The sequence below is a fragment of the Ochrobactrum sp. 19YEA23 genome, assembly GCF_029909865.1.
GTDB classification, from domain to species: Bacteria; Pseudomonadota; Alphaproteobacteria; order Rhizobiales; family Rhizobiaceae; genus Brucella; species Brucella gambitense.
In genome coordinates this window covers 249,468-273,585 of sequence record NZ_JASAMQ010000005.1, presented here as the reverse complement: position 1 = coordinate 273,585, position 24,118 = coordinate 249,468, and the positions used below count along the sequence as shown (strand labels likewise).

The window sequence follows — 24,118 nt, the reverse complement described above, 5'->3', positions numbered from 1 at the left end:
GACAGGTCTCACAATTCTGGAACAACGAGATCGGCGACAGGGCCATCGATATGCAGCTTAGCGCCGGTCATAGCCTGTAGCTCTTCCAGCGTCATCGCCGCAAGCTTTTCGCGCAGTACAAAGCGGCCCTTGTCGATGTCAATCACCGCATGGCTGGTATAGATGCGCGTGATGCAGCCAACGCCGGTCAGCGGAAAAGCGCATTTTTCGACAAGCTTCGGTTCGCCCTTCTTGGTGACGTGCTCGGTTATGACCACCACCTGCTTGGCCCCATGGACAAGATCCATCGCGCCGCCGACGGCAGGCACACCCTTGGCGCCCACGCGCCAATTGGCCAGATCGCCATTCTGTGCAACCTGATAGGCGCCGAGGATTGCCACATCGAGATGGCCACCGCGCACCATGGAAAAGCTGTCGGCGTGATGGAAGAAAGCCGCACCCGGCTTCAGCGTCACAGCCTTCTTGCCTGCGTTGATGAGATCCCAGTCTTCCTCACCTTCCGGTGGCGCTTCGCCGAAATCGAGAATGCCGTTCTCGGTGTGGAAGATCGCCTCGCGGCCTTCCGGCTGATAGCGGGCAACCATTTCTGGAAAACCAATACCAAGGTTCACATAAGCGCCGTCGGCAATATCCTGCGCCGCGCGCCAGGCAATCTGGGCGTTGGAAAGCTTGATGTCCTCACGTGTATCGACGGTCATACGTAGGCCACTCCTGCCCGAATGAGTTCTTCTTCCTGCTGCGGGTTTGCCACTTCGACAATGCTGTCTACGAAGATGCCCGGCGTGATGACGTTTTCCGGCTCGATGCCGCCAAGCGGCACGATCTGGGATGCCTGCACGATGGTCTTGGCGGCCGCCATGCACATCAGCGGGTTAAAGTTTCGCGCCGCCATACGGTAGTTGAGATTGCCGTGAATATCGGCCACATGCGCCTTGATCAGCGCAAAATCCGCCTTGAGCCAGCGCTCCTGCACATAAGGGCGGCCATCGAATTCGGCGATCACCTTGCCATCGGCAAGCTCAGTACCATAAGCGGTCGGCGTATAGAAAGCCGGGATGCCTGCACCACCCGCGCGGATACGTTCGGCGAGCGTTCCCTGCGGAACCAGCTCAAGCTCGATTTCTCCGGCCAGATATTTGTCGGTGAAGGCGCGCGGATCGGACGAGCGCGGAAACGAACAGATCATCTTCCTGACCAGTCCCGCGTCGATCATGGCAGCAATGCCGATGCGACCGTTACCGGCATTGTTGTTGATGACCGTCAGATTTTTCGACCCCTTGTCGATGAGCGCGTGAATGAGTTCAATCGGCGCGCCCGATCCACCAAACCCGCCGATCATCACGGTCGCGCCATCGCCGATACCGGCAACCGCTTCCGCAAGGCTTCCTATTGTCTTGTCCATATTCTTCTCCTCAGACGACCGCAGCGCCAAAGTCGGGCCGGGCAGTGCGCATGCCGAAAATCGGAAACCGTCCTTCAAAAATGCGCTTCAGATTGAATAAAACGACGCCCCCTCGACCACAATGATTTTGTGCGCTATGCTTACTTTGTTCGATAATCGCACAAATACGGAGGTTGCCCGCGTGCAGATCAAGGATCGCGACATGATGGGCGGACTGGCCAAGGGCCTCAAAGTGATTGAGGCTTTCACGTTCGATCACCCACGCCTCAGCATTTCCGATGCAGCGGAACTTTCCGGCTATGACCGCGCCACGACGCGCCGCTGCCTGCTGACATTAGCCGAGCTTGGTTATTGTGCTTATGACGGCAAATATTTCACGGTGACGCCGCGCATTCTGCGGCTTGGCACCGGATGCCTCGCCTCCATGCCGCTTCCGCGTATCGTGCAGCCTTTTCTCGACCGTCTGTCGGATGAAATCCGCCAGAGCACCTCTGTCTCCATTCTCGATGAGACGGAAATCGTCTATGTCGCCCGCGCGGCGCAGCAGCGCGTCATGTCTGTCATGCTAATGCCAGGATCGCGACTGCCCGCCTATTGCACCTCGATGGGACGGGTGCTGCTGGCAGCCCTGCCCGACGAAGAGGCGCTTGCAACGCTGAACGCAAGCCAGCGCATCGCCCGCACTCCGCGAACGGAAACCGATCTGACGCGCATCATGGAAGAGCTAGCCCGCATCCGCGAGCAAGGCTATGCGGGCATCGATCAGGAAGTGGAGATCGGCCTGCGCTCCATGGCCGTACCACTTACCAATTTCCACGGGAAAGTCGTTGCAGCGCTCAATGTCGGACTGGCTTTGACCGATGAACCGATGGCCGACGTCATCGCGCGCTATCTGCCAGCGCTGAAGGAAACGCAGGCGGAAATATCCCGCACTTTGCGGTAGAATATTCCAGCAAAGACGAACGCCGATCTGTTGCTACAGACCGGCGCTCGTTTGGTTAGCTTGCGACCACTTCCGGCAGGGGCTTGTCAACGACCATGGCATGATCGAGCACGCGTTGCAGATTGGCGGCGTGGCGGAAACTGGGTTCGAGCCCAATGCCATCGGCCACAGCGCGGGCAAAGCGCTGATAGTTTGTCTCGACAATACCGGCATCGATGTCGCGCCAGACCGGCGTTTCGATATCCTCGCCGATAGAGCCGCGAAGGCTCGATCCGGTCGGCGTGTGAAGAACTTCCAGCGCGCCCTTGTCGCCATGAATGCGCAGGCGCAACTCGTTCAGATGTCCGGTCGCCCAGCGGCTGGCATGAATGACCCCCAGCGCACCATTGGCATATTCGGCCATCATGACGAAGCTGTCATTCGCGTCGAGCACATATTCGCCAATATGATCGTTATCCGCCTTGTCGAAGGTTTTCAGCCGCGCAGACGCCCGCTCCACATCGCTGCCGATGGCATAGGATGCAAAGTCGAGAATGTGGATGCCGACATCGCCAAGAACTCCGTTCGACCCGTGGCGGGTCGAAAGACGCCAGAGCCATTTGCTCTCGGTCTTCCAGTCACCCCAAGCTTTCGACACAAGCCAGCTTTGCAGATAGGACGCCTCGAAATGGCGGACCTGCCCGATTTCGCCAGCCAGAACCATCTCGCGCGCCTTCTGCAAGGGCGCGACGTTGCGATAGGTCAGATTGACCATATTGACGACATTGGCCTGCTCTGCGGCATCGGCCATTTCAGCCGCCTTTTCATAGCTTTCCGCCAGCGGCTTCTCGCAAAAGACATGCTTGCCCGCGCCGACCAGCGCCAGCGTGGTCGGGTGATGAATGGCGTCCGGCGTGACATTGGCGACCGCATCGAAACGGTCCCATTCCAGCGCATCTTCAAGCCGCGTGAAGCGGTTATGAATGTCGTGGTTTTCCGAAAACGCATCGACACGTTCTGCCGACACGTCACAGGCCGCAACCACCTCGACGCCCTCAATCGCCTTGAAGGCTTCGGCATGGTTTTTCGCCATGCCGCCAGTACCCAGAATAAGAAGACGCATCATGCACCTCAGCGATAACCGGCTTCACCGGCCTTGTGCAGCTTGGGCCCGCGCTCGACAATTGGCTCCAGCGCCTTTTCGACCGGAACATTCGGCGCGGTGTGGATGCCTGTCCATGCCGGCTGCGGATTATAAGCCCATTTGACCGAATTGCGCAGAACGGTCTGCACATTGGCATCGTGATAGGTCGGGTAGGTTTCATGGCCGGGGCGGAAATAGAACACATTGCCTGCGCCGCGACGCCAGGTCATGCCGGAGCGGAACACTTCACCGCCCGCGAACCACGAAATGAACACGGTTTCCAGTGGTTCCGGCACGGAGAACTGTTCGCCATACATTTCCTCATTTTCAAGCACGAAATTCTCGTCCAGCCCCTGGGCAATGGGATGGCCGCGATTGACGACCCACACGCGCTCACGCTCGCCCGCCTCACGCCATTTAAGTGCGCAGGGCGTGCCCATGACACGCTTGAAGATTTTGGAGAAATGGCCGGAATGGAGCACGATCAGCCCCATGCCCTCGAAGACGCGCTTTGCCACACGCTCCACCACTTCATCGCTGACGGCGCCATGATCCTTGTGCCCCCACCAGACCAGAACGTCGGTCTCGGCCAAGCGCGCTTCCGGCAAGCCATGCTCCGGCTCCTGCAAGGTGGCGGTCGTGGCACTAATGCCGCTATCTGCGTTCAACGCATCGGCAATCGTGTTGTGCATGCCATTCGGATAGACCGAACGCACCGTTTCATTGATCTGCTCGTGGATGTTCTCACCCCAGACGATTGTGCGAATAGGCACGGATATTCTCCTTGCTGCGGGCATCACGGCCCGGTTGTCTCGTGTGTCATTGAGCTTGGGAGGTCGACGTCAAACGGCGCGGCCCTTTTCATCGAAACGATGAACATTGTCCCCTGTCGGGGAAACCGAGAGTGTCTCGCCTGATTTGCGCACCGCGACGCCGCTTTCGCGGACCACCAGCGGTTCCTCCAGGCCGAGATCGATATAGACGTAGGTATCGGAACCGAGGATTTCGGTGTGGATCACCTGACCGGTCCAGTGACCGCCTTCGGGAACAACGGCAAGATGCTCGGAACGCAAACCCACCGTGTGAGCGCCGAAAGGCTCGGCATGTTTGCCGGTCAGGAAATTCATCTTCGGCGATCCGATGAACCCGGCGACGAAAAGCGAGTTGGGCTTTTCGTAAAGCTCAAGCGGTGTGCCGACCTGCTCCACGCGCCCATCGCGCAACACGCAGATACGATCCGCCAGCGTCATCGCCTCCACCTGATCATGTGTCACATAGATCATGGTGGTGTCTTCCATGCTCTGGTGGAGCTTGGCGATCTCAAGCCTTGTAGCCACACGTAGCGCCGCATCGAGGTTGGACAAGGGTTCGTCGAACAGGAAAACCTTCGGGTCGCGCACAATAGCCCGACCGATGGCCACGCGCTGGCGCTGACCGCCGGAAAGCTGGCGCGGCAGGCGCTCCAGATAGGGCGACAGCTGCAGCATCTCCGCTGCTTTATGAATACGGCTTTTGCATTCGTCCTTGGTCTTGCCCGCAAGCTGCATGCCAAAGGCCATGTTTTCATAGACCGTCATATGCGGATAAAGCGCATAGGACTGGAACACCATGGCGATACCGCGCTTCGACGGGGTGAAGCTGTTGACCACAGTTCCATCGATGGCAAGGCTGCCTGATGAAATCTCCTCCAGTCCCGCGATCAGGCGCAGCAGGGTGGATTTGCCGCAACCGGACGGGCCGACAAAGACCATGAACTCGCCGGGGCGGATGTCCATATCGACGCCCTTGATGACATCGAAGTTGCCGAAAGACTTGCGCACATCGCGCAATTGAAGTTCTGCCATGACCTTACTCCTAGCCCTTTACGCCACCCGCCGTCAGACCGGAGACGATCCGCCGCTGGAAGATGAGCACGAGGATGACGAGGGGAACCGTGACGATGACCGAAGCCGCCATGATGTTACCCCAGGGGATTTCGAACTGACTGCTGCCGGACAGAAGCGCGATTGCCACCGGCACGGTGCGCTGTCCACCAGACGAGGTGAAAGTGAGCGCGAACAGAAACTCGTTCCATGCGGAGATGAAGGCGAGCAGACCTGTCGTCACCAGCGCGGGCCACATGAGCGGCATGAACACCCGCGTTATGATGACCCAAGGCGACGCACCGTCGACAATGGCCGCTTCTTCGATCTCCATCGGCAGATCACGCATAAAGGTGGTGAGTACCCACACGGTGAAAGGCAGTGTGAAGATCATGTAGGAGAAGATCAGCGCCAGCGGTGTATTAAAAATACCGAGGAAACGGATCAGCTCGAACAGACCGGCCAACACCGCAATCTGCGGGAACATCGACACCGAAAGAATGGTGAGCAGCAACAGACCCCTGCCCCGGAAGCGTACCCTTGCAAGCGCATAGGCCGCGGTTATTGCAAGCAGAAGCGAGATCGCCACCACAACGGTTGCCACTAGTAGCGAATTGCCGAGACTGCGCAGGAAACTGCCTTGTGTCAGCACGCTGGTATAGTTTTCAATCGAGAAGTTGGTCGGCCAATAATCGACCTGAAACAGCGCCGTTCCCGATTTCACACTGGTGATAATCGCATAATAGAACGGGAATACTGCCACCAGAATGATGATCGCCACGAGGAGATAGAAGCCAGCTAACTTTATATACTGCATCTCTACTCTCCCCTGCTGGTGATGTTCACACGTCCGAAGAACATGTAGAGCAAGGTGATGCCTGCGATGATGAGGAACAGCATTGTCGACGCCGCCGCTCCATAGGCAAACTTGTCGAAATCGAACAGATTTTCACGCGCAAAGACCGACATGGTTTTGGTTTGCGCATTGTTGGGCGTCAGCACATAGATCAGATCGAAAATGCGCAGCGCATCCAGCATGCGGAAGATAATCGCCACCATAAGCGCCGGGCGTATCAGCGGCAACGTTACCCGCCAGAACACTTTCAGCGGATGCACGCCGTCGATCTTCGCCGCCTCATAAATATCCGTTGGCACCATTTGCAGACCGGCCAGAATAAGCAGCGCCATGAAGGGCGTCGTTTTCCAGACGTCGACAATCAGCACCGCGATCATCGCCGTGTCCGGATTGGCAGTCCAGGCGATCTTCTGGCTGATAAGTCCGAGATTAAGCAGGATGTGATTGAGAATACCGAACTGGTCGTTGAGCATCCAGTGCCAGATCTTGGCCGAAACGATGGTGGGGATCGCCCATGGGATGAGGATTGCGGCACGCACCAGCCCGCGCCCCGGGAAGTTGGCGTTGAGCACCAGCGCCACGATCAAGCCGAACACCGTTTCCAGACTGACCGAAAGCAGCGTGAATTTTATCGTGTTCCAGACAGCGCCCCACCATGCGGGGTCTGCGAGAAGGCCACGATAGATCGTGCGTCCGCTCTTCAGTGTGATCCAGTTGAAATAATTACTGAAGCCGACAAACTCTGCCGTGCCGAGACTGGTCAGCGAGGCATTGGTGAAACTGAAATAGATGGTTCTGAGCAATGGCCATCCGGCCACCAGCGCCAGCACAAACAGCGTGGGGGCGAGAAAAATCCATGCAGACCGGATGCGCTGACTGCGCAAATCGGAATGAACACGGACCCTTGGAGGCGCGGCCTCCGCACTATCGAGAGAAGTCTCTGTCATGATCCAGCTCTGGTCCTGCTCAGAGGAATATAAGCGTTCGGGTTGCCCACTTTGGGGGATGGGCGGGGCTTGGGAGGACAACCCGAACGCGGCTTGATCGGTCCTTACCAGCCAGAACCTTCCAGCTCAGTCAGTTCGACCTCAAGCATTTCGAGATTCTCCGCAGCGGTTCCGTTGCCAGAGAGTGTCTTGTGAACCGCCGTCCAGAATTTTGACGACACTTCATTATATTTCACCTTTGTCGCAGCCGACGGCCGCGGCACGGCGTTCTGGAAAATCGGTTTCCAGTTGGCCATGAAAGGCTGCGCAGCGATGACATCCTTGTCATCGTAAAGCGCTTCAATGGTCGGCAGGCGCGAAATCTCGACGGCCTGCACCTTCTGCACTTCCGGCGACGCCAGATATTTAACCAATGCGATGGCTGCATCCTGCTTGGTCGAATATTTGGACACGGCAAGGTTCCAGCCGCCCAGTGTTGAGGATGGCGCCTCACCATCGGCACCGGCGGGCAGTGGTGCTACGTCGAACTTGCCCTTCACCCCGCTATCCGCGCTGTTGCCCAGCGCATAGGCATAGGGCCAGTTGCGCATGAAGACGGCATTGCCGGTCTGCCACACGCCGCGCGATTCCTCTTCCTGATAGGCAAGCGCGCCCTGCGGCGAGATTGAGCCAATCCAGCCCTTGGCGCGGTCGATGGCTGCGGCAGCCTTTTCATTGTTGATCGAAATCGTGCCGTCTGCCTCGACGATCTGGCCACCGCCCGACGACTTGATCCATTCAAGCGCGTTGCAGGTCAGCCCTTCATAGGCGTTACCCTGAAAGACAAAGCCCCAAAGATCGGACTTACCGTCAGCCCGTTCCTTGTCCATGATTTCCTTGGCGGTCGCCGTCATTTCATCCCAGGTCTTGGGGACCGGCTTGCTGTATTTTTCGAGAAGATCCTTGCGATAGAACAATGCCGGCGCATCCGTGTAGAACGGCAGGGCGACGAGTTTCCCGTTGACGGTCTGCGATGCGATGATCGACGCAAAATGCGTGCCCGTCACATCCTTTGTAGCCTCGGTCAGGTCGACAAACTGGTCAGACAATTGCGGGGCCCAGACCACGTCGGTCTGATAGACATCGATATCCGCATTGCCCGCTGCCAGCCACAGACGATACTGGCTGAACTGCTCGCTCGAGGACGACGGCATGGACACGATATTGACCTTATTGCCGGTGTCTTTCTCGAACTTGACGATCTGATCCTGCAAGAACTTGATGTTGTTACCGGTCGAATTGGCGGCAATCGAAATCTCGACAGCCTGCGCACTGACCGTTGCAAAGCCCAATGCCAAACAGGCAGCGAGCACACCCTTTAATGGTTTCATTGTTCCCTCCTCCCATCCATTCTGTAAGCGGATTATTAAAATCGAAAACGGTTTGGATGACAAAAAGTTGCAGAGGACCGCATTTCTGTCAAGCGACAGATTCTTACAGATCGAGCGCTTCGATGAATTTCTTCAAAAGATATAGATATTTCAATGAAATATACGGATAAGCGCATTTTCGACAAGTCGAGCATCCGCCATCCGAAACTTGATTCCATGCTTCATTTTGAAACAAACTTGAAAGCGGTTTGGATTTGTTGCACAATGATAATTAGTCACGCCGTCTTCGGGCTGCGAGCCAATTGTTAATCGCAAGGAAGCGGCTATAATCCTCCACCTTGCCTGCCTTTGAACTCGACATACCAAATGAAACTTCGCGAATTTGCCAAACAACTGGGGCTTTCAGCCACGACCGTCAGTCGTGCTCTAAGCGGCTATCCTGAAGTCGCCGAGAGCACGCGCAAGCGGGTGATGGATGAAGCTGTGCGCCTTGGTTACCGCCCCAATGAAAATGCCGTCAGGCTGGCAACCGGGCGCGCCGGCGCCATCGGCGTTGTGATGGGTCGCAACAGCGAATTTCATTTCGCCGAATTCATGCGCGGCATGGCTGAACGGCTCGGTCAGGACGAAGTCGACATTCTTGTCAGCCCCATTTCTCACGATGGCTCGGAAGATGAGATTCAGATTTGCCGTCGTCTCGCCACCAGCCGCCGTGTCGATGCGATCATCGTATCCTCCCCAAAACCGAATGATGAGCGCATTCGCCTGCTGCATGAACTCGGCATGCCGTTTCTGGTACACGGGCGTTCGGAAACCGCCATTCCGCATGCATGGCTCGACATCGACAATGAAGGCGCAGTCTGCCGCTCGACGGCCCATCTGCTCGATCTCGGCCACCGTCGCATTGCGATGATCAATGGGCGCTATGGCTTCACATTCTCACTCCATCGCGACGAAGGTTATCGCAAGGCGCTGGAAAGCAGGGGTATCCCCTTCGATCCAGAACTGGTGGAGCATGGCGATTTCACCGACGAGATCGGCTACCGCCTTGCGCTCAAGCTTCTGGAACGCACCCCGCGCCCGACAGCCTTTGTGGCTGGATCTATGATGACGGCGCTTGGGATCTATCGGGCGGCGCGGTCGCTCGGGCTGACCATAGGCAAGGACATTTCGGTCATCGCTCATGACGACGTGATCTCGTTCCTGAGCGCGGAGAATATGGTGCCGTCACTGACAGCAACACGCTCCTCCATGCGGGCGGCTGGCAAGCGCTGCGCCGACCTTCTGATGAACATGCTCGACGGGCATGCCGCCAGCGATATTCACGAACTTTGGCCCGTCGAGCTGATCCTGCGGGATTCCGCCACGCGTGCGCCCGAAAAAAGCTGATAAAAGCCAATACACAGAACACGATGCTCGAGACTTAAGTGAATCTCGCGTAATCTTCGTCATGAGACTGACAGAAGATTCGATTACTTAGTCGGGAGGGCGTTGTCGGGGCCACCAACGAGGAGTATGCCATTGGCCGAAATCGAACTGAAGCTCGAAATTTCCCCTGCCGATCTTGAAAAGATCGCTCTGTCCAGTTTTCTGGGAGAACCAGCTGCGACACTGGAATTGCATTCAGTTTATTTCGACACCGGCGATTGCCGGCTTTTCGATAATGGCTTCACCTTGCGTATCCGCCGGTCCGGCGACAAGAGCATTCAGACCGTGAAAGCGACCGGCTCCAATGCATCGCTTTTCGCCAGATCCGAGTGGGAAACCCCCGCCAAGACGAACATACCCGTTTTCGATTATAACAGCCCTCTCCTCAACCGGTTCGGTCCGATCGAACGTGATCTCGTCGTGCAGTTTGAAGTTGTCACCAATCGCCGCATCTGGAACCTGACCGAGAGCACAACGAGCATCGAAGTGGCAGCCGATTCCGGCACCGTGATCGCAGGCGACAGACAGGCGCCATTTCATGAAATCGAGCTTGAACTGAAGGGCGGAGAGCCGAGACAACTGTTCGCGCTCGCCCGCAAGGTCAATGCCATTGTCCCGGTGAAGATCGGCGTTCAATCCAAATCGGAGCGCGGCTACCGCCTGTTGTCGGCGATGCGCAGCGCAGCGAAGGCGGAAGCCATCGAACTGGAGCAACGGCTGAATGCTGGCGAGAGCTTCCGGATGATCGTGCTGTCCTGCTTCCGTCAGTTCCGGCTGAACGAGACCTTGCTGCTGCAAAGGGGCAATGCAGGCAGCCTGCATCAGGCCCGCGTTGCCATGCGGCGCTTGCGTTCCGCACTATCGCTATTCAAGCCTCTGCTCGATGAGAACGCCAAGCGGTTTTCGGACGAGTTTGGTTGGCTTGCCAATGCACTTGGCGAAGCTCGCAATCTGGATGTGCTTTTGTTGAAGGCCACCGATGGCGAACTGCGGGAAAAACTCGAAGCCGCCCGCAAAAGCACTTACGATGAGATTGTCGACGTACTGGGGTCGGCGCGCAGCCGCACACTGATGCTCGACTTCAACGAATGGGCGCTTTGCGGTGACTATGCCAAACATCCGGACTGCGAAAAGCCCATCGAAGACTTCGCCGCGAAAGCGCTCGACCGGATGCGCAAGAAACTCAAGCAGCATGGTCGCGATCTTTCCGGGATTGATGACGAGCACAGACATGAGGCGCGCAAAGACGCCAAGAAACTGCGCTATGCTGCGGAATTCTTCGCACCGCTCTTCACTGACAAGCGCGGACTGCGCCGCTACAGGAATTTCAACAAGGCCATGGAGGCCCTGCAAGACCGGTTGGGCGCCCTGAACGATCTGGCCATAGGCCACGACGTGCTGAAGAAATATGGCATCGAAGAAACGCCCGAGACTCAGAAGCTGATCTTTTATGCGGATAAGAGCCAGCTGATTGATAAAGCCCAAGCAGCGCTTGATGACGTTCTCGATGCCAAGAAATTCTGGCGGTAAGCCGGGATCAGAAAACCGCCGTCGAAGCGTCGATCACGCCCGATGATTGAAGATATTCAACGGCTTCAAAGGCCGGCTTGGCGGCGAAGAACACCAGTCCGTCCATCAATGTGACATAGACCCTGCGCGGCACGACATCCAGGGTCGTCAAGTCACGATAGATGGAGAAATTTGGCCAGAAACGCGGCACTTCCCGAAGATAAGCCGCATAAGGCTCACCGAACATGCCCGCCAGATGCTTTTCTTCCCTCCGGATGACGAACTGAAACAGCACGACGCATCCGAGAGCGAAGATCAATCCGATGGCAACACTACCGGATTGCAGCCCCACCCCACCAGCGGCAATGGCCGAGAAGACATAAAGCGGATTGCGGCTGATGGAGTAAGGACCCTGACGGACCAGTTCCGACGATTTCTTGCCACCGATATAAAGCGTGCACCACAGTCTCCCGACAATGCCCGCGACGATGAGGAAGAGCCCCACCACCTCAATCGTCTCATGAGTTTCACCGGCCCAGGCCGACCTCACCTGCGTCAGAGCAAGAAATGCGAGAAACACGGCTGCACCAACCCAAAGGCGCCGGAAATACTGAAACTTGCTCAAGGTCATGTTTTGCAAACCTATGCTGACAGATGTTCAACGAGAAGGGACGTGCCAAGCGCACAAAGTACAAGACCGGCTGCCACTTCGGCAAATTTGCCGAACTTGTCGCCGATTGCCTTGCCGATCATCAGGCCCATTGTGGACATGATGAATGTCGCAAAGCCGATGGCGAGCGAAATCGCGATGATACCCTGCAGACCGATGCCGAGAAAGGCGAGCGACAGGCCGACAGCCATGGCGTCGATGCTGGTGCCAAGCGCCATCGCAAGCAGGACGAGGAACGAACCGCCCTGGGGCGTCTCATCTGCGTCGTCATCCTTGGGCCAGATCACCGTGTAAAGCATATGCAGACCGACCGCTGACAACAGGCCGAATGCCAGCCAGTGATCGACATGGGAAACCCAGTCGCTCGCGAGAACACCGGCCACCCAGCCGAGAAACGGGGTGATGGCTTCAACAACACCAAAAACTATGCCGGTGCGCAATGCCTCGGAAAGCCGGGGGCGGTTCAAGGCGGTGCCACGCCCGACAGAAACTGCAAAAGCATCGACCGACATGCTGACGGACAGAAAAAATACAGTGATGGGGGACATCTTGTCTGCTCAGACGGAGGATTGGCCGGGCAACAACGGCCATCCGTCCGTCGGCGGATGGCTGATACCACGGTCTTGCCGGGCCGTTAAACGGCTGATCACGCCACGCTTTTCAGCGATTGTGTTGACGTGATCCCACTTAAACTCAGCGCCGCCCGAATTGGGCCGCGCTTCGGTGGTGGCTACTCCCCGATGCGGTTTCTCTATTTGCAACTGGAAAAATTGTCAAGCAATATCAATACGTTGAATGATTATGATAAGCATTTGCAACTGGAAAAATTATAAAAGCAGGCCAAGACATTGATGCGTTTTTAATGTTTTGACCGGGTCGCTCGTCTCGAATTTATATGCGCCCGGTCATAGATTTTGTGCATCGCCACCGGTTCCATCGAGCCGGAGCGAGGGTGGGAAACCATCCGAAACGCGGAGACCAATGATTATGGCTTATGATGAACTCAAAACGAGACTTTGCGGCGTAACGACCGCGCTTGTCACACCGTTTCGCAATAGCGAAGTCGATTATCGAGCCTTTGCCGATCTCATAAACTGGCAGATCGAAGAAGGCATCCAGGCGGTTTCCCCCTGCGGAACGACTGGCGAAGCGCCGACATTGAACACAGCTGAAAAAATCCGACTCATCAAAAATTGCGTCGAGGTTTCGGCCCGGCGCGTGCCGGTCATCGCGGGAACCGGAACGAATGACACGCTCTCGACCATCGCACTGACGAGTGCGGCGGCAGCATGCGGAGCCGACGCCGCGCTTATCGTGACGCCCTATTATAACCGCCCCTCGCAAGAAGGGCTCTATCGTCACTTCGAAGCCGTCGCCAACAACACCCAGATTCCAATCATTCTCTATAATGTGCCCGCGCGAACCGGTGTCGACCTGTCGCTGGACACAATCGAACGGCTTTGCAAACACCCGGCGATTATCGGCGTCAAGGACGCCACCGGCGATCTGGATCGTCCCAAGCGCCTCATCCGCCGTCTGGGAAGTCGGCTCATCCAGCTTTCAGGCCATGACACCACCTCCACAGCTTTCAATCTGGAGGGCGGTGACGGCACGATATCGGTGATCTCGAACGTCGCTCCAGCCGCGATGGTCGCAATCCACAATGCCTGCCAGCGCAATGATGGCTGTAGTGCGCGCTCGCTCGCCTTTGCACTCAAGCCGCTCTTGATGGCGCTGGAACAGGACACCAACCCGGTTCCCATCAAATATGCGCTGCATCACACGCGCGGCCTTTCGCCAGATGTGAGGTTGCCGCTTGTTACGGCAAATGACGAGACCATGGCCGCTATCCGCCGCGCGCTTGCGGCGCTCGATCCCGATGCGCATCCAATTGCGGCTCTGCGCGACATCGATGGCAACAGCCGCACGCAACTGGCGGTCGTTCCGCGCTGACACATTCCTTGAAACGATACTTAAGGTATAGCCATCATGAGCCACATCCGGAAAACTGTACTCCCAGAACAACGGGCCAGATTTACTGTCGGCCAGGACCAGCGAGGCCAATGGGTCGTGTGTGACCAGCTTGGCCTGACCGGCGGATTGTTTACCGACCGCGAAACTGCACTTCGTTTTGCGAAGAGAGCTTGCCGCGCGGCATCAGACACGGTCTGCTTCTTGTCCGGTTCCATCGCCTCCGATGCGATCTTCGGCAAGAAATCGACGCTCTTGAGACTGGTCCGATAGGCAGCACTTTGGCCCACAGATTTCACCAAATTCGCGCCCGCATTTACCCACGCGGGCGATGCTCTCCAGATCAGCACACATCGGCCTGTTCACGCATATTGGACGTCTTCTACACCATGTCGCCTCTCATCGTCGCTGGTGTGCTGGCATGGGTGTTGACCACGATTTTCTCGCCGTCCTGAGACGTCGCCGAACGCGCCGCTTCGTTCAGGCAATCGGGCTTTGCGCCGGGCAGCAGCTTCGTAAACCGCCAATAATGATGCGTGAATCGTAAAGTGACTTTGTCAGTTTCCCCTATCATATTGTTCCCAACAAAAAACAAAGGGGAGAGATGATGAAGAAGCTCAATCACTTGCTGGTGGCGGGTATCGCAATCCTGTCCGCTGCTCCGGCTGTCGCAGCCGAGGCAGAATCCTGTAAAGCGCCGAAATTTTCGGATGTCGGCTGGACCGATATCACCGCGACCACGGCGCTCGCATCGCTTTTGCTTGAAAAGGCTGGATACCAGCCCCAGACGACAATCCTCTCAGTACCGGTGACCTTCCAGTCGCTGGAAAATGGCCAGATCGATATCTTCCTTGGAAACTGGATGCCGCTTCAGGAGGAAGCGCGCAAACCCTATCTCGAAGGAAAGAAGATCGAGCAGGCCGGTATCAATCTCGAAAATGCAAAGATCGGTCTTGCCGCAACGGGCAAGGATCTCGGCATCAAGACTTATGCCGACATAGCAAAATTCAAGGACCAGCTCGGCGGAAAAATCTACGGCATTGAAGCAGGCAGCAGTGCCAATGCAACGATCCAGTCGATGATCGAGAAGAACAATTTCGATCTCAAGGATTTCCAGCTGGCGGAATCGAGCGAACAGGCCATGCTGTCACAGGTGCAAAACGCCGTGCGCAAGGATGAGCCGGTGGTATTCTTCGCATGGACCCCACATCCGATGAACATTCGCTATAAGCTCACCTATCTGGAAAATGGCGATAATCTCTTTGGTCCCAATGACGGTGCCGCCACGGTCGAGACGCTGACCCGAAAGGGCTATGCAGCCGACTGCCCGAATGTCTCGCATTTTCTGTCGAAGTTGAAGTTCACGACCGAGATGGAAAGCACCATGATGAACATGATCCTCAATGACGGGATGGAAGCCAAAGATGCCGTCACGAAATGGATCAAGGAGAACCCGGCGCAGCTCGACGCATGGCTCGACGGTTTCAACACGTTCGACGGCAAGCCAGCGCTCGCCGAAGTGAAATCCGGCCTTGGCTTGTAATATTTATTAAGCCGCGAAACTATTTTTGCCGCAACTTGCTCGGCGCCTGTCCGAAATGCCGCTTGAAAGCGCGGGAAAGCGAACTGATCGACGAAAAGCCGGTCTGCTCCGCCGTATCCGCCATTGAAAGATGCGTATCGAGGATGAGGCGTCGAGCAGCCTTGAGCCGCAGCGACAGATAATAATTGCCCGGCGATTGCCCGATCACATTGGCAAACAACATTTCAAGACTGCGCGTTGAAAGCCCGAGCCGTCTGGCGATCCGCGTCACCGGAATCGGCCGGTCTATATGATTTTCCATGATCTTGATGGCATCGGCCAGCCGCGGCTCGCGGTTCAAAAGCCGCCCCAGCGACACCAGCGGCTGCGCATCCGAAGCCTGCCGCACCTCGTCATAGACATAAAGGCTCGCAACATCGAGCGCTATGGAATAACCGTGCCGCGCGCGGATCAGCGCCAGCATCATGTCGAGCGCAGGCGCCGCCCCGCCCGTGGTTAGAAAAGTACCGTCGCGCACCCATCGGTCCGACTGCATCTCCACATCCGGGAACCGTTGCGAGAAGGCTTCGAGATCCTCCCAATGGGTGGTGGCTTTTCTGCCATTTAGCAGCCCGGCCTTTGCCAGAACCCACGAACCCGCCTCGACGCCGATCACCAGTTGAGATTGTTTGGCCGCCTGACGCAACTGCGCAAGAAGCTTTGGGGTCGCGTGTTCCAGCGCATGAAAAGCGCTGACGATAATCAGGATATCCTGCGGCGTTGCCTCGAATTTTCCATTCGCACCGACCTTCAGGCCGCTTGATGTGATGGGGTCACTCCCATCCGGAGATACCACCCGCCACGAATAGAGCGAGCGACCCGTCACGCGGTTGGCGCCGCGCATCGGATCGAGCGTCGCTGCGAGCGACATGAGCGAGCAATCCGGCAAAACCAGCAGGGTGACAGACAGTTGTTCATCGGATGGTTCAAAGATCACGTGCTTCGCTCTTCGCCAAACTAATTTCGTAAAATGATAATCTCAGCATTCTGCGACCTGTCAAGCTCGACAAAAATCGAGGGAAATCATCATGCCTTTGCAGCCCGCTCGCGAAACCTTCATCACAGCCGCCGTTACCGGCGCTGGCGCCACCACACACCGCTCCAACAAGGTGCCCATCACGCCGCGACAGATTGCGGACGCGGCGATTGAAAGCGCTAGAGCAGGCGCGGCAATCGCTCATATTCATGTGCGCGATCCAGAAACGGGCGAACCATCGCGCAAGGTCGAACTGTTTCGCGAAGTCGTCGACCATATCCGGGCGTCGGGTGTGGATATCGTGCTTAACCTGACCGCAGGCGTCGGCGGCGATCTGGTCTTCGGTTCTGCCGAAGCACCGCTGCCGCCGGATGCGTCGAAGACCGACATGGCGGGCGCGACCGAGCGCCTGGCGCATATCGCAGCACTTCTGCCGGAAATCTGCACGCTTGATTGCGGCACCATGAATTTCGGTGAAGGCGACTATGTGATGACCAACACCCCTGCCATGCTGAAAGCAATGGCAGCGCAGATTCAACATCTGGGCGTGCGCCCGGAAATCGAAATATTCGATACGGGCCATCTGCCACTGGCTCAATGGCTGCAACAGCAAGGCCTGCTTGACGATCCGGTGATGGTGCAATTGTGCATGGGCATACCATGGGGCGCACCGGACGATCTTGCAACGCTTGTATCCATCCTTCACAACCTGCCGGACAACTGGGTCTTCTCGGCATTTTCCATCGGTCGCAACCAGTTGCCTTATGCTGCACTTGCGGTTCTCGCAGGCGGCAATATCCGCGTCGGCCTCGAAGACAATATCTGGCTCGAAAAGGGCGTCCTCGCCTCCAATGGTGATCTGGTGGAACGCGCCAGAAACATCGCGGTCAATATGGGGTCCAAGATACTCACGCCCGCTGAAGTTCGCGAAAAGCTCAAGCTCAAGAAGCGTTGGTGATGCCCATGAACAACCATCCTCCCAAGATCGCCTGCATCGGCAGCGGCGTCATCGGCAGCGGCTGGGCCGCGCGTTTTCTTCTCAACGGCTATGATGTCGCCGTCTATGACCCGTCGCCCGATGCAAAAGCCACAACCGAGCACATTCTCGACAATGCCCGGCGTGCACTGTCCGCCCTCACCCCGAAGCGTCTGCCGGATGAAGGCAGACTTTCCTTTGCGCCTTCGCTGGCCGATGCTGTGCGCGATGCCATACTGATTCAGGAAAGCGTGCCCGAAAGGCTCGACCTGAAACTCGCGGTTCTCAAAGAGATCGAGGCGTCTTGTTCGAGCGATGCGCTGATCGCATCTTCCACCTCCGGCTTCCTGCCGAGCAAGCTGCAAGCCCCTTTGCAGCACCCGGAACGGTTGATCATCGCGCATCCCTATAATCCGGTCTATCTACTGCCTCTGGTGGAACTCGTACCGGGGGAAAAGACCGCCCGGCAGGCCATAGAAAAGGCCGCCGCTCTGTACCGCCACACGGGTATGGAAGCCGTTATTCTCGAAAAAGAAATAGATGCCTTTGTCGGCGACCGCTTGCTGGAAGCCCTGTGGCGCGAAGCGCTCTGGCTCGTCAAAGACGGCATCGCAACGGTCGAGCAGATCGACAATATCATCCGCTATTCGTTCGGTTTGCGCTGGGCGCAGATGGGCTTGTTCCAGACCTATCGCATCGCGGGTGGTCCGGCGGGGATGAAGCATTTTCTGGCGCAGTTCGGTCCCGCCTTGCGATGGCCGTGGACGAAACTGACAGATGTTCCGGAGCTGGATGACACGCTGATCAGTCGTATTGCCAACCAGTCGGACGAGCAGAACGAAAACCTGTCGATCCGCGATCTTGAAGCCATTCGCGACGCCAATCTGGTAGCCATCATTCGCGCCCTTTCCCAGCAACAGCAAGGCAGAGGCTGGGGTGCAGGTGCACTTCTGAACGACTATACCGCGCGGCTCGATACATCCCACGACGAGGCCACGCCCCGCTCTGGTCCATTGCGGTTGCTCGACACCCGCGTGATCCCGGAGTGGATCGACTATAATGGCCATATGACCGAGCATCGATATCTGGACCTTTTCGGACAGACCACCGATCAGTTTCTTGCGCATATCGGTGTCGACGCAGCCTATTTGAACAGTGGTCACAGTTATTACACTGTCGAAACCCACATCATGCATCGCGATGAAGCCAAGGTCGGCGACGCGTTGCATGTCGAGACACAGCTTCTGTCGTTCGATGCAAAGCGCATACACCTCATCCATTCGCTGAAGCGTGGCGAGACGGAGCTGGCAAGCGCGGAACAGATGCTGCTTCATGTCGATACGAAGGCAGGCAAGGCGGTTGCCGCCGATCCTGTCATTCTGCAAACGCTGGAAGACCTCACACTCTCCCAGAAGGGCTTGGCCGTTCCAGTCGCCGTCGGACGATATGTGGGACAGCGCGCCTGAGCGCTGCCCGAACTGGCCACAGAGCGACCCATCACGCAAATCCGTTTCAAATTTTCGCGAAAAATGCTCTAAGATTCCTCCCAGGTGGTACGGAGGAGGAAATAAAATGGCCGAAAAGGCACCATCCAAGCCGGTGCTTCTATCCGGCGGCAACCCGCAAATTCCAAAAGGCGAAGGCAATGCGCCGGTCCATGCTTATATCGCGGCCATGCCAGGCTGGAAAAGCGATGTGGGACGTCGGCTGGATTTCCTCATCGAACAATCGGTTCCAAACGTCCACAAGGCGGTCAAATGGAATTCGCCTTTCTATGGGCTTGAAGGACAAGGTTGGTTTCTGAGCTATCATTGCTTCGCCAAATATATAAAGGTCGCCTTTTTTCGCGGCCTCTCCCTGACGCCGCAGCCGCCCGTGGAGTCCAAGAGCCAGGATACACGTTACTTTCATATCCATGAAAACGATGTGCTGGACGAAGCGCAATTTACCGACTGGGTCAAACAGGCCAGCCAGCTGCCCGGCGAAAAGATGTGAGCCAAATGATGACTACCAACGAAAGCAAATCCGCTTCACAGCTGATCGATGAACGCATTGCCACACTTGACGACTGGCGAGGCAAAACGCTGGCCAAGGTTCGTGCCATCATCACGAAAGCCGATCCGGAGATCATTGAGGAATGGAAATGGCGCGGCGTACCCGTATGGGAACGTGATGGCATTATCTGCACCGGCGAGACCTATAAGCAGGTCGTCAAACTGACTTTTGCCAAGGGCGCATCGCTGGACGACCCGACTGGTTTGTTCAACTCAAGTCTGGACGGCAATATGCGCCGGGCCATCGATATTAGCGAAGGTGAAGAGATCGACGCGGATGCTCTGACGACTCTTGTGCGCGCAGCCATAACACTCAATAGCGCAAAGCCGCCACGCAAGAAAAAGACGTCGTGAGGCGTTAATAGCTGACCGTCACCACCACCGTATCCGAATAGGTTCCCGGTGGTGGTGTAGTCTGCGGTGCAACCCGCCCATAGACGGTCAGGCTTTGCGCGGTGCCAGTTCCGGTGCCAGTCACGATCTGCCCGGTTGTGTTGCCCCAGGGAGTTGTGCGCGCGGTATTGGTGTAGAGCCCATAGACGACGGCATTGGCGCCGAGGGTCATCCGTCTTTGTGTCGGTGTGGCATTACTCAAACCACCGTTGAGCGAAACACTATAAGGCAAGTTGGTGGTACAGCTTACTGACAGAGTACCGGTCGCGTCCACATTGGTAGTCAGGACGCCGCGATTGCCAAAATTGATCGTCGTGGCGGAAACGGTACAGGTTCGATCGACATTGGCCGTCACATTGAAGCTCGGCTGTGTCGGATTCTCCGTCACGGCGGTACAGGCGGGCGCTACAAGCAGATAGCTGACATAGTTGAAGCGGGTTTGAGCACCTGAAAAGGTAGAGAGATAAGCACCGCCCGGCGTCGCCGCCTGACCAGACAAGATACGTCCATAAATCGTGCGTGTTGCTGTCGTGTTGGTAAGCGGCAGCAATGTCATATCAATGGGTGGTGGGGAACCCAAAGCCGTATTGGTAACAGAGCCCCATGGAACAGTGCGAGCCGTATCGGAATAAAGCTGATAGGTCAGCGAATTGGTACCACTCAACATGGTGCGGAGACCGCCGCTTGAGCCGCCACTTCCCGCATTGATATTGGGACACACGCGAAGGAAAAGGCTGAGGTTAAGGGTATTGGAACAATTGACGTTCAACGTCGCTGTCGTATCAACTGCACCTCCCCCCAAAAGATTGACGGTGCCAAAGTTGACATTGGTGACACTGAAGGAACAGGTCTGGGCATAAGCCAAACCAGGTAGAAAGATCAGTATATTGAACAGTGCCAAAGCGACAATGCGATAAAGTCTCATTGTGTGCTCCTGCATACAGCGTCCGGGATGGTAACCCGTTCGGTCGTGTTACGTGGTGCGTTGAATGATATCTGACAGCTGCCTTTCTCGGACTGCACCACAATCAGCGTATTGGAGTTCTCAATACCTTCCAGATAGACCTGTCCGTCATACCCAACGATAAATTCCTGAGAGCCATTGAGCTGCGCCGTTGACCCCGCTTCAATATAGGCTCCGCTTTCGTCGCGAAGGGTGACAAGGGCTGCGCGCGTATCGGCCTTGACGTTGAAGTCCACCACGGCCCCACCCCGATCGCTGGGGCTCACAACTTGTCGGGTTTCTCCCACAGTGGCATCAATTGGCAGATTGCTGGGGTCAATGGAGATGGCGTTCTTGTCATAGGAACGCAGATTGGGCAGCAACATCTTGCCGCTCTTATTGGTCTTGCCCATGGGACGATTTTCGAACTCGACCTCAACATCCGGCGCGCCTACATCCACCACACCAAAAGCATCATCGATGCGGTTGGAGAGGAACACACCACCGCCTGCCAGAACGACGGCGCCGTCAATCTGCGCGCTGGCGCGAACATTCTCGTCGAACTTCTCAACGCTACCTTCAATGCGACCGATCTGGCCGCGATAACTTCCGCTGGCGGCAACGATATCGCTCTGGCCATAAGAGCCGCGCAACCGCCAGCCGGTGCTTCCAACTTCCGCCTGTTCAGATTTCATCAAATCGACGGAGCCGGTCGTCCCATTCTCATCAGCCGATATGCTTGTCGATGCCGTGATATTGTGATCGAACGACCACGACAGCCCGGCAAACAGGCCGAACGAGCCTTTCTGCTCGAAGTCTGTATAGGCGGACATAAACATGTTGCCCTTTTCACCGAAGGGCCGTGTGGCGGTGACGCCGAGGATCCGCGATTTGTCGGAATCGGCGGTTTCAATCTGCGCGTAGGAGAAATTCAGGTTTGTGTCATCGAAAATCGGAGGCAGTGAAACGGAAACCTGATCGAGGGCTTTGGCAGGCTTGGCGCTGTTGGACGGCAGCCCCGTCTCCACGATATCGGCTGTAACCGAGGCAATATCGTTATAGTCACCAAAGGTGCGCTGCGTGCGCACGTAGAATTTGATATCCCAGAGTTCGGCTTCGACGCTTGCGGCAATCTGGTAGCCGGTTTCTCCACCAAATTTGCTGGTCGCGCCAGACAAGGTTCCAACGCCGAAAGGCCCGATATTGAAGACGCCACCGACGCCCGCATTGTAGAAATTCTCTGCGCCTTCCACATGACCTTCGAAAGTCACATTGTTGGTGAGGCCGTAGCGCAACGTGCTGCTGCCGACAATACGGTCATCATAATCATTCGATTCCGTGCCGTAATATCGGCGCGCAAATCCGGTTTCAGCGGAGAAATCCGCAAGACCTTTAGCCAGCAAATCAGCCGAGGCATAAAAGGGCGTCTCTGTCACCGTCTCACGGCCCAGAACGTCGCGAACCACCATGCGCGCCGTGCCTGCGCCGGTGACGACCGGGAGGTTGGTGATCGAAAACGGGCCGGATGCAACAGAGCTGGTCGCGCGACGCGCATTGTCGATATAGACATCGACCGTTGACGGCACCGCAGCCGATCCGGACAGCTCAGGCATCGGCATGGTGACCAGATCAGGCCGCAGCGAAAAATTGCGTCGGATTTGCACACCGCCCAGACGGGTTGGCCGCGTCCAGGAAAGTCCACCTGTAATGAAGTCGCCAACATTATAGGTCATCAATGTTTCCGGGTCCGAATAGGACCATCTCGTATCGAGACGCGTCGACCCGAACCTGTCGGCATCGGACGAGCTGATCACCTGCGACGAAGACAACACGCCGTAGGGGCCAAACAAGCGTCCCTCCATAAGGCCCGAAACACCTTCGAACTCCGTCAGGTCATACCAATCCTGGCCGCCGCTGGCGCCATAGATCGTGTAATTTACCAGCCCGCCGAAATTGCTCTTGGCCTTGGGCTTATCTTCCTCATCCTCTGACGCGACTTCTTCGCCAGACTGCGCATCAATCACACGCGCGGCACGCTTATTCTCCTCGGCATCAAAACGGACAATCTGGTTCTCCTCATCATAGGTGACGTTGACCCCGGAGAGCCGGTTCACGTCGATCCATCCGTCGTCCCGCGTGGCTTCCTTGGCGGGCTTTATCCCGACATTCTTGAGCTGATCCGGCTCAATCAGAAGCGACCCGTCCGGTGTTTGACGAAACGTAGCGATCAGCGCCGATGATGCGCCATTGACATAGACCTCAAGCTGCAACTCCAGAGGGGCATCGTCGGAAACAAGCGCTCCCGACGACGTAGGTGGCAATTCCTGCGCCGCAGCTTTCAGACATCCTGTGCAGACCGTTAGAAACGCAATCGTCAAAACCGCAAGATCAACCGCCCCTGACGCTCGCTTGCGCATTTATCGGGCCAGCTTCGCTTTGAGCTGAGATCGTCAGCGAGCCACCACCCCGACTACCACCTGTTCCGGGAATGAACCAAGTTGCACTTGATTGCCCCAGAACATATCCAACAAGGCCTTTCTGCTGTGCTACGGCACGGCCGCCCGCACCCTGCAATGCAAGATCGGAAACGCGCAGTCGCTTGTTCCCCTTGTTGCTGACGGTTACCTGATAACCGCCCGATTTACGTTGGACACTCCATGATGGGTTCGCATCCGGCGTGCCGGGTTGCGAAAAGAAAACCGGAATGGAATGGCGGATCACCAGATTGACCGTGCCGGATCGCCGCTGCGCACTATCAGGAAGTTCATCGACAATCAGCCGGTAGCTTTCTTCTGCCTTGACCGGGCTTTTCGAGGTGCGAACAACGCGCACGATGTTTTCGCCGCCGGGTTTCAGCTGCGATATGGGGGGACTGACGACGACATCGGTTGCTGCCGTGTAAGTATCCACGCCATTGCTCTGGCTCCAACGGAAGATTCTGGCCTGAACATTGATGGGCCGCTTGGCATCGTTCCAGATGCGGATGTTGGAAGCTGCCGTTGGCGCGCTCAGGTCGATGATAACCGGCGATACGCGCAACGAAGCCGCATTTGCCGGAATGAGGTACAAGCTCGCAAATAACGCCGCGGCAAAAGTCAGAACACGCATTCTAC

Annotated in this window: 25 protein-coding genes and 1 riboswitch; of the genes, 10 read left to right on the top strand and 15 right to left on the bottom strand. The window is 56.8% G+C overall.

All coding sequences use genetic code 11. From position 1 onward, the window contains the following. Positions 1-8 precede the first annotated feature (8 nt). Complete coding sequence (locus QBD01_RS15165) at positions 9-698, bottom strand: CoA transferase subunit B (protein WP_182521227.1); 690 nt, start codon at positions 696-698, stop codon at positions 9-11. Beyond that, positions 695-1,402 (bottom strand): 3-oxoacid CoA-transferase subunit A, encoded by a 708-nt coding sequence (locus tag QBD01_RS15160; protein ID WP_182521228.1) that lies wholly within the window; start codon positions 1,400-1,402, stop codon positions 695-697. Before QBD01_RS15160 ends, QBD01_RS15165 begins: the two co-directional genes overlap by 4 nt. 181 nt (positions 1,403-1,583) lie before the next feature. On the opposite strand from QBD01_RS15160, the gene QBD01_RS15155 reads away from it, so the two are divergent. Then, positions 1,584-2,345 (top strand): IclR family transcriptional regulator C-terminal domain-containing protein, encoded by a 762-nt coding sequence (locus QBD01_RS15155; RefSeq protein ID WP_280993582.1) that lies wholly within the window; start codon positions 1,584-1,586, stop codon positions 2,343-2,345. 55 nt (positions 2,346-2,400) lie between these two features. Here the strand turns inward: QBD01_RS15155 and QBD01_RS15150 are convergent, their stop codons facing one another. The 6 genes from QBD01_RS15150 to QBD01_RS15125 all read right to left on the bottom strand — a co-directional run bounded on the left by QBD01_RS15150 (position 2,401) and on the right by QBD01_RS15125 (position 8,503). Next, positions 2,401-3,447: a Gfo/Idh/MocA family oxidoreductase gene (locus tag QBD01_RS15150; RefSeq protein ID WP_280993581.1), complete on the bottom strand. Its 1,047-nt coding sequence runs from the start codon at positions 3,445-3,447 to the stop codon at positions 2,401-2,403. Between the two features lie 8 nt (positions 3,448-3,455). Next, entirely contained in the window at positions 3,456-4,241 is a 786-nt protein-coding gene (locus tag QBD01_RS15145; RefSeq protein ID WP_078338302.1) for a ThuA domain-containing protein, read from the bottom strand. A gap of 69 nt (positions 4,242-4,310) precedes the next feature. Beyond that, the gene (locus QBD01_RS15140) at positions 4,311-5,312 is read right to left on the bottom strand and encodes an ABC transporter ATP-binding protein (protein ID WP_280993479.1); all 1,002 of its coding nucleotides are present in this window, start codon (positions 5,310-5,312) and stop codon (positions 4,311-4,313) included. Between the two features lie 10 nt (positions 5,313-5,322). Next, positions 5,323-6,147 (bottom strand): carbohydrate ABC transporter permease, encoded by an 825-nt coding sequence (locus QBD01_RS15135; RefSeq protein ID WP_182521231.1) that lies wholly within the window; start codon positions 6,145-6,147, stop codon positions 5,323-5,325. A 2-nt stretch (positions 6,148-6,149) separates the two neighbouring features. Then, positions 6,150-7,133: a sugar ABC transporter permease gene (locus tag QBD01_RS15130; RefSeq protein WP_280993478.1), complete on the bottom strand. Its 984-nt coding sequence runs from the start codon at positions 7,131-7,133 to the stop codon at positions 6,150-6,152. Between the two features lie 104 nt (positions 7,134-7,237). After that, entirely contained in the window at positions 7,238-8,503 is a 1,266-nt protein-coding gene (locus tag QBD01_RS15125) for an ABC transporter substrate-binding protein (RefSeq protein WP_280993477.1), read from the bottom strand. Between the two features lie 366 nt (positions 8,504-8,869). On the opposite strand from QBD01_RS15125, the gene QBD01_RS15120 reads away from it, so the two are divergent. Both QBD01_RS15120 and QBD01_RS15115 read left to right on the top strand, forming a co-directional pair. Beyond that, positions 8,870-9,892, top strand: a complete 1,023-nt coding sequence (locus tag QBD01_RS15120; protein WP_280993476.1) for a substrate-binding domain-containing protein — start codon at positions 8,870-8,872, stop codon at positions 9,890-9,892. Positions 9,893-10,024: 132 nt separating this feature from the next. After that, positions 10,025-11,461, top strand: a complete 1,437-nt coding sequence (locus QBD01_RS15115; RefSeq protein WP_392391417.1) for a CHAD domain-containing protein — start codon at positions 10,025-10,027, stop codon at positions 11,459-11,461. A 7-nt stretch (positions 11,462-11,468) separates the two neighbouring features. On the opposite strand, the gene QBD01_RS15110 is transcribed toward QBD01_RS15115, so the two are convergent. Next, positions 11,469-12,071, bottom strand: a complete 603-nt coding sequence (locus tag QBD01_RS15110) for an isoprenylcysteine carboxylmethyltransferase family protein (RefSeq protein ID WP_280993474.1) — start codon at positions 12,069-12,071, stop codon at positions 11,469-11,471. A gap of 11 nt (positions 12,072-12,082) precedes the next feature. Continuing rightward, a complete protein-coding gene (locus QBD01_RS15105; protein ID WP_280993473.1) occupies positions 12,083-12,658 on the bottom strand; it encodes a manganese efflux pump MntP family protein in 576 nt (191 codons plus the stop codon). 9 nt (positions 12,659-12,667) lie between these two features. After that, positions 12,668-12,861: riboswitch (yybP-ykoY riboswitch) on the bottom strand. Between the two features lie 236 nt (positions 12,862-13,097). On the opposite strand from QBD01_RS15105, the gene dapA reads away from it, so the two are divergent. Continuing rightward, the gene (gene dapA / locus QBD01_RS15100) at positions 13,098-14,063 is read left to right on the top strand and encodes a 4-hydroxy-tetrahydrodipicolinate synthase (protein WP_280993472.1); all 966 of its coding nucleotides are present in this window, start codon (positions 13,098-13,100) and stop codon (positions 14,061-14,063) included. Between the two features lie 36 nt (positions 14,064-14,099). Then, positions 14,100-14,354 (top strand): hypothetical protein, encoded by a 255-nt coding sequence (locus QBD01_RS15095; RefSeq protein WP_280993471.1) that lies wholly within the window; start codon positions 14,100-14,102, stop codon positions 14,352-14,354. Between the two features lie 109 nt (positions 14,355-14,463). Here the strand turns inward: QBD01_RS15095 and QBD01_RS15090 are convergent, their stop codons facing one another. Next, positions 14,464-14,655 carry a hypothetical protein gene (locus QBD01_RS15090; protein WP_280993470.1) on the bottom strand — a complete coding sequence of 64 codons (192 nt, stop codon included), beginning with the start codon at positions 14,653-14,655 and terminating at the stop codon, positions 14,464-14,466. Positions 14,656-14,688: 33 nt separating this feature from the next. On the opposite strand from QBD01_RS15090, the gene choX reads away from it, so the two are divergent. Next, positions 14,689-15,624: a choline ABC transporter substrate-binding protein gene (choX, locus tag QBD01_RS15085; protein ID WP_280993580.1), complete on the top strand. Its 936-nt coding sequence runs from the start codon at positions 14,689-14,691 to the stop codon at positions 15,622-15,624. Between the two features lie 19 nt (positions 15,625-15,643). On the opposite strand, the gene QBD01_RS15080 is transcribed toward choX, so the two are convergent. Continuing rightward, positions 15,644-16,600: a GlxA family transcriptional regulator gene (locus QBD01_RS15080; protein WP_280993469.1), complete on the bottom strand. Its 957-nt coding sequence runs from the start codon at positions 16,598-16,600 to the stop codon at positions 15,644-15,646. Between the two features lie 91 nt (positions 16,601-16,691). Here QBD01_RS15080 and QBD01_RS15075 point away from each other — a divergent pair, with 91 nt between their 5' ends. The 4 genes from QBD01_RS15075 (at position 16,692) to QBD01_RS15060 (ending at position 20,023) form a co-directional block, all read left to right on the top strand. Beyond that, complete coding sequence (locus tag QBD01_RS15075) at positions 16,692-17,597, top strand: 3-keto-5-aminohexanoate cleavage protein (protein WP_280993468.1); 906 nt, start codon at positions 16,692-16,694, stop codon at positions 17,595-17,597. A 5-nt stretch (positions 17,598-17,602) separates the two neighbouring features. Next, positions 17,603-19,081: a carnitine 3-dehydrogenase gene (locus tag QBD01_RS15070; protein ID WP_280993467.1), complete on the top strand. Its 1,479-nt coding sequence runs from the start codon at positions 17,603-17,605 to the stop codon at positions 19,079-19,081. 106 nt (positions 19,082-19,187) lie between these two features. Further along, entirely contained in the window at positions 19,188-19,610 is a 423-nt protein-coding gene (locus tag QBD01_RS15065) for a DUF1801 domain-containing protein (RefSeq protein ID WP_280993466.1), read from the top strand. A 5-nt stretch (positions 19,611-19,615) separates the two neighbouring features. Continuing rightward, positions 19,616-20,023: a DUF1801 domain-containing protein gene (locus QBD01_RS15060; RefSeq protein ID WP_280993465.1), complete on the top strand. Its 408-nt coding sequence runs from the start codon at positions 19,616-19,618 to the stop codon at positions 20,021-20,023. A gap of 4 nt (positions 20,024-20,027) precedes the next feature. Here QBD01_RS15060 and QBD01_RS15055 read toward each other — a convergent pair whose 3' ends face one another. The 3 genes from QBD01_RS15055 to QBD01_RS15045 are packed head-to-tail and all read right to left on the bottom strand — an operon-like array spanning position 20,028 to position 24,113. Then, on the bottom strand, positions 20,028-20,987 hold the full coding sequence (locus QBD01_RS15055; protein WP_280993464.1) for a spore coat protein U domain-containing protein: 960 nt from the start codon (positions 20,985-20,987) through the stop codon (positions 20,028-20,030). Next, on the bottom strand, positions 20,984-23,422 hold the full coding sequence (locus QBD01_RS15050; RefSeq protein ID WP_280993463.1) for a fimbria/pilus outer membrane usher protein: 2,439 nt from the start codon (positions 23,420-23,422) through the stop codon (positions 20,984-20,986). Before QBD01_RS15050 ends, QBD01_RS15055 begins: the two co-directional genes overlap by 4 nt. Further along, complete coding sequence (locus QBD01_RS15045; RefSeq protein WP_280993462.1) at positions 23,394-24,113, bottom strand: molecular chaperone; 720 nt, start codon at positions 24,111-24,113, stop codon at positions 23,394-23,396. The genes QBD01_RS15050 and QBD01_RS15045 overlap by 29 nt, the downstream gene beginning before the upstream one ends. Positions 24,114-24,118 lie beyond the last annotated feature (5 nt).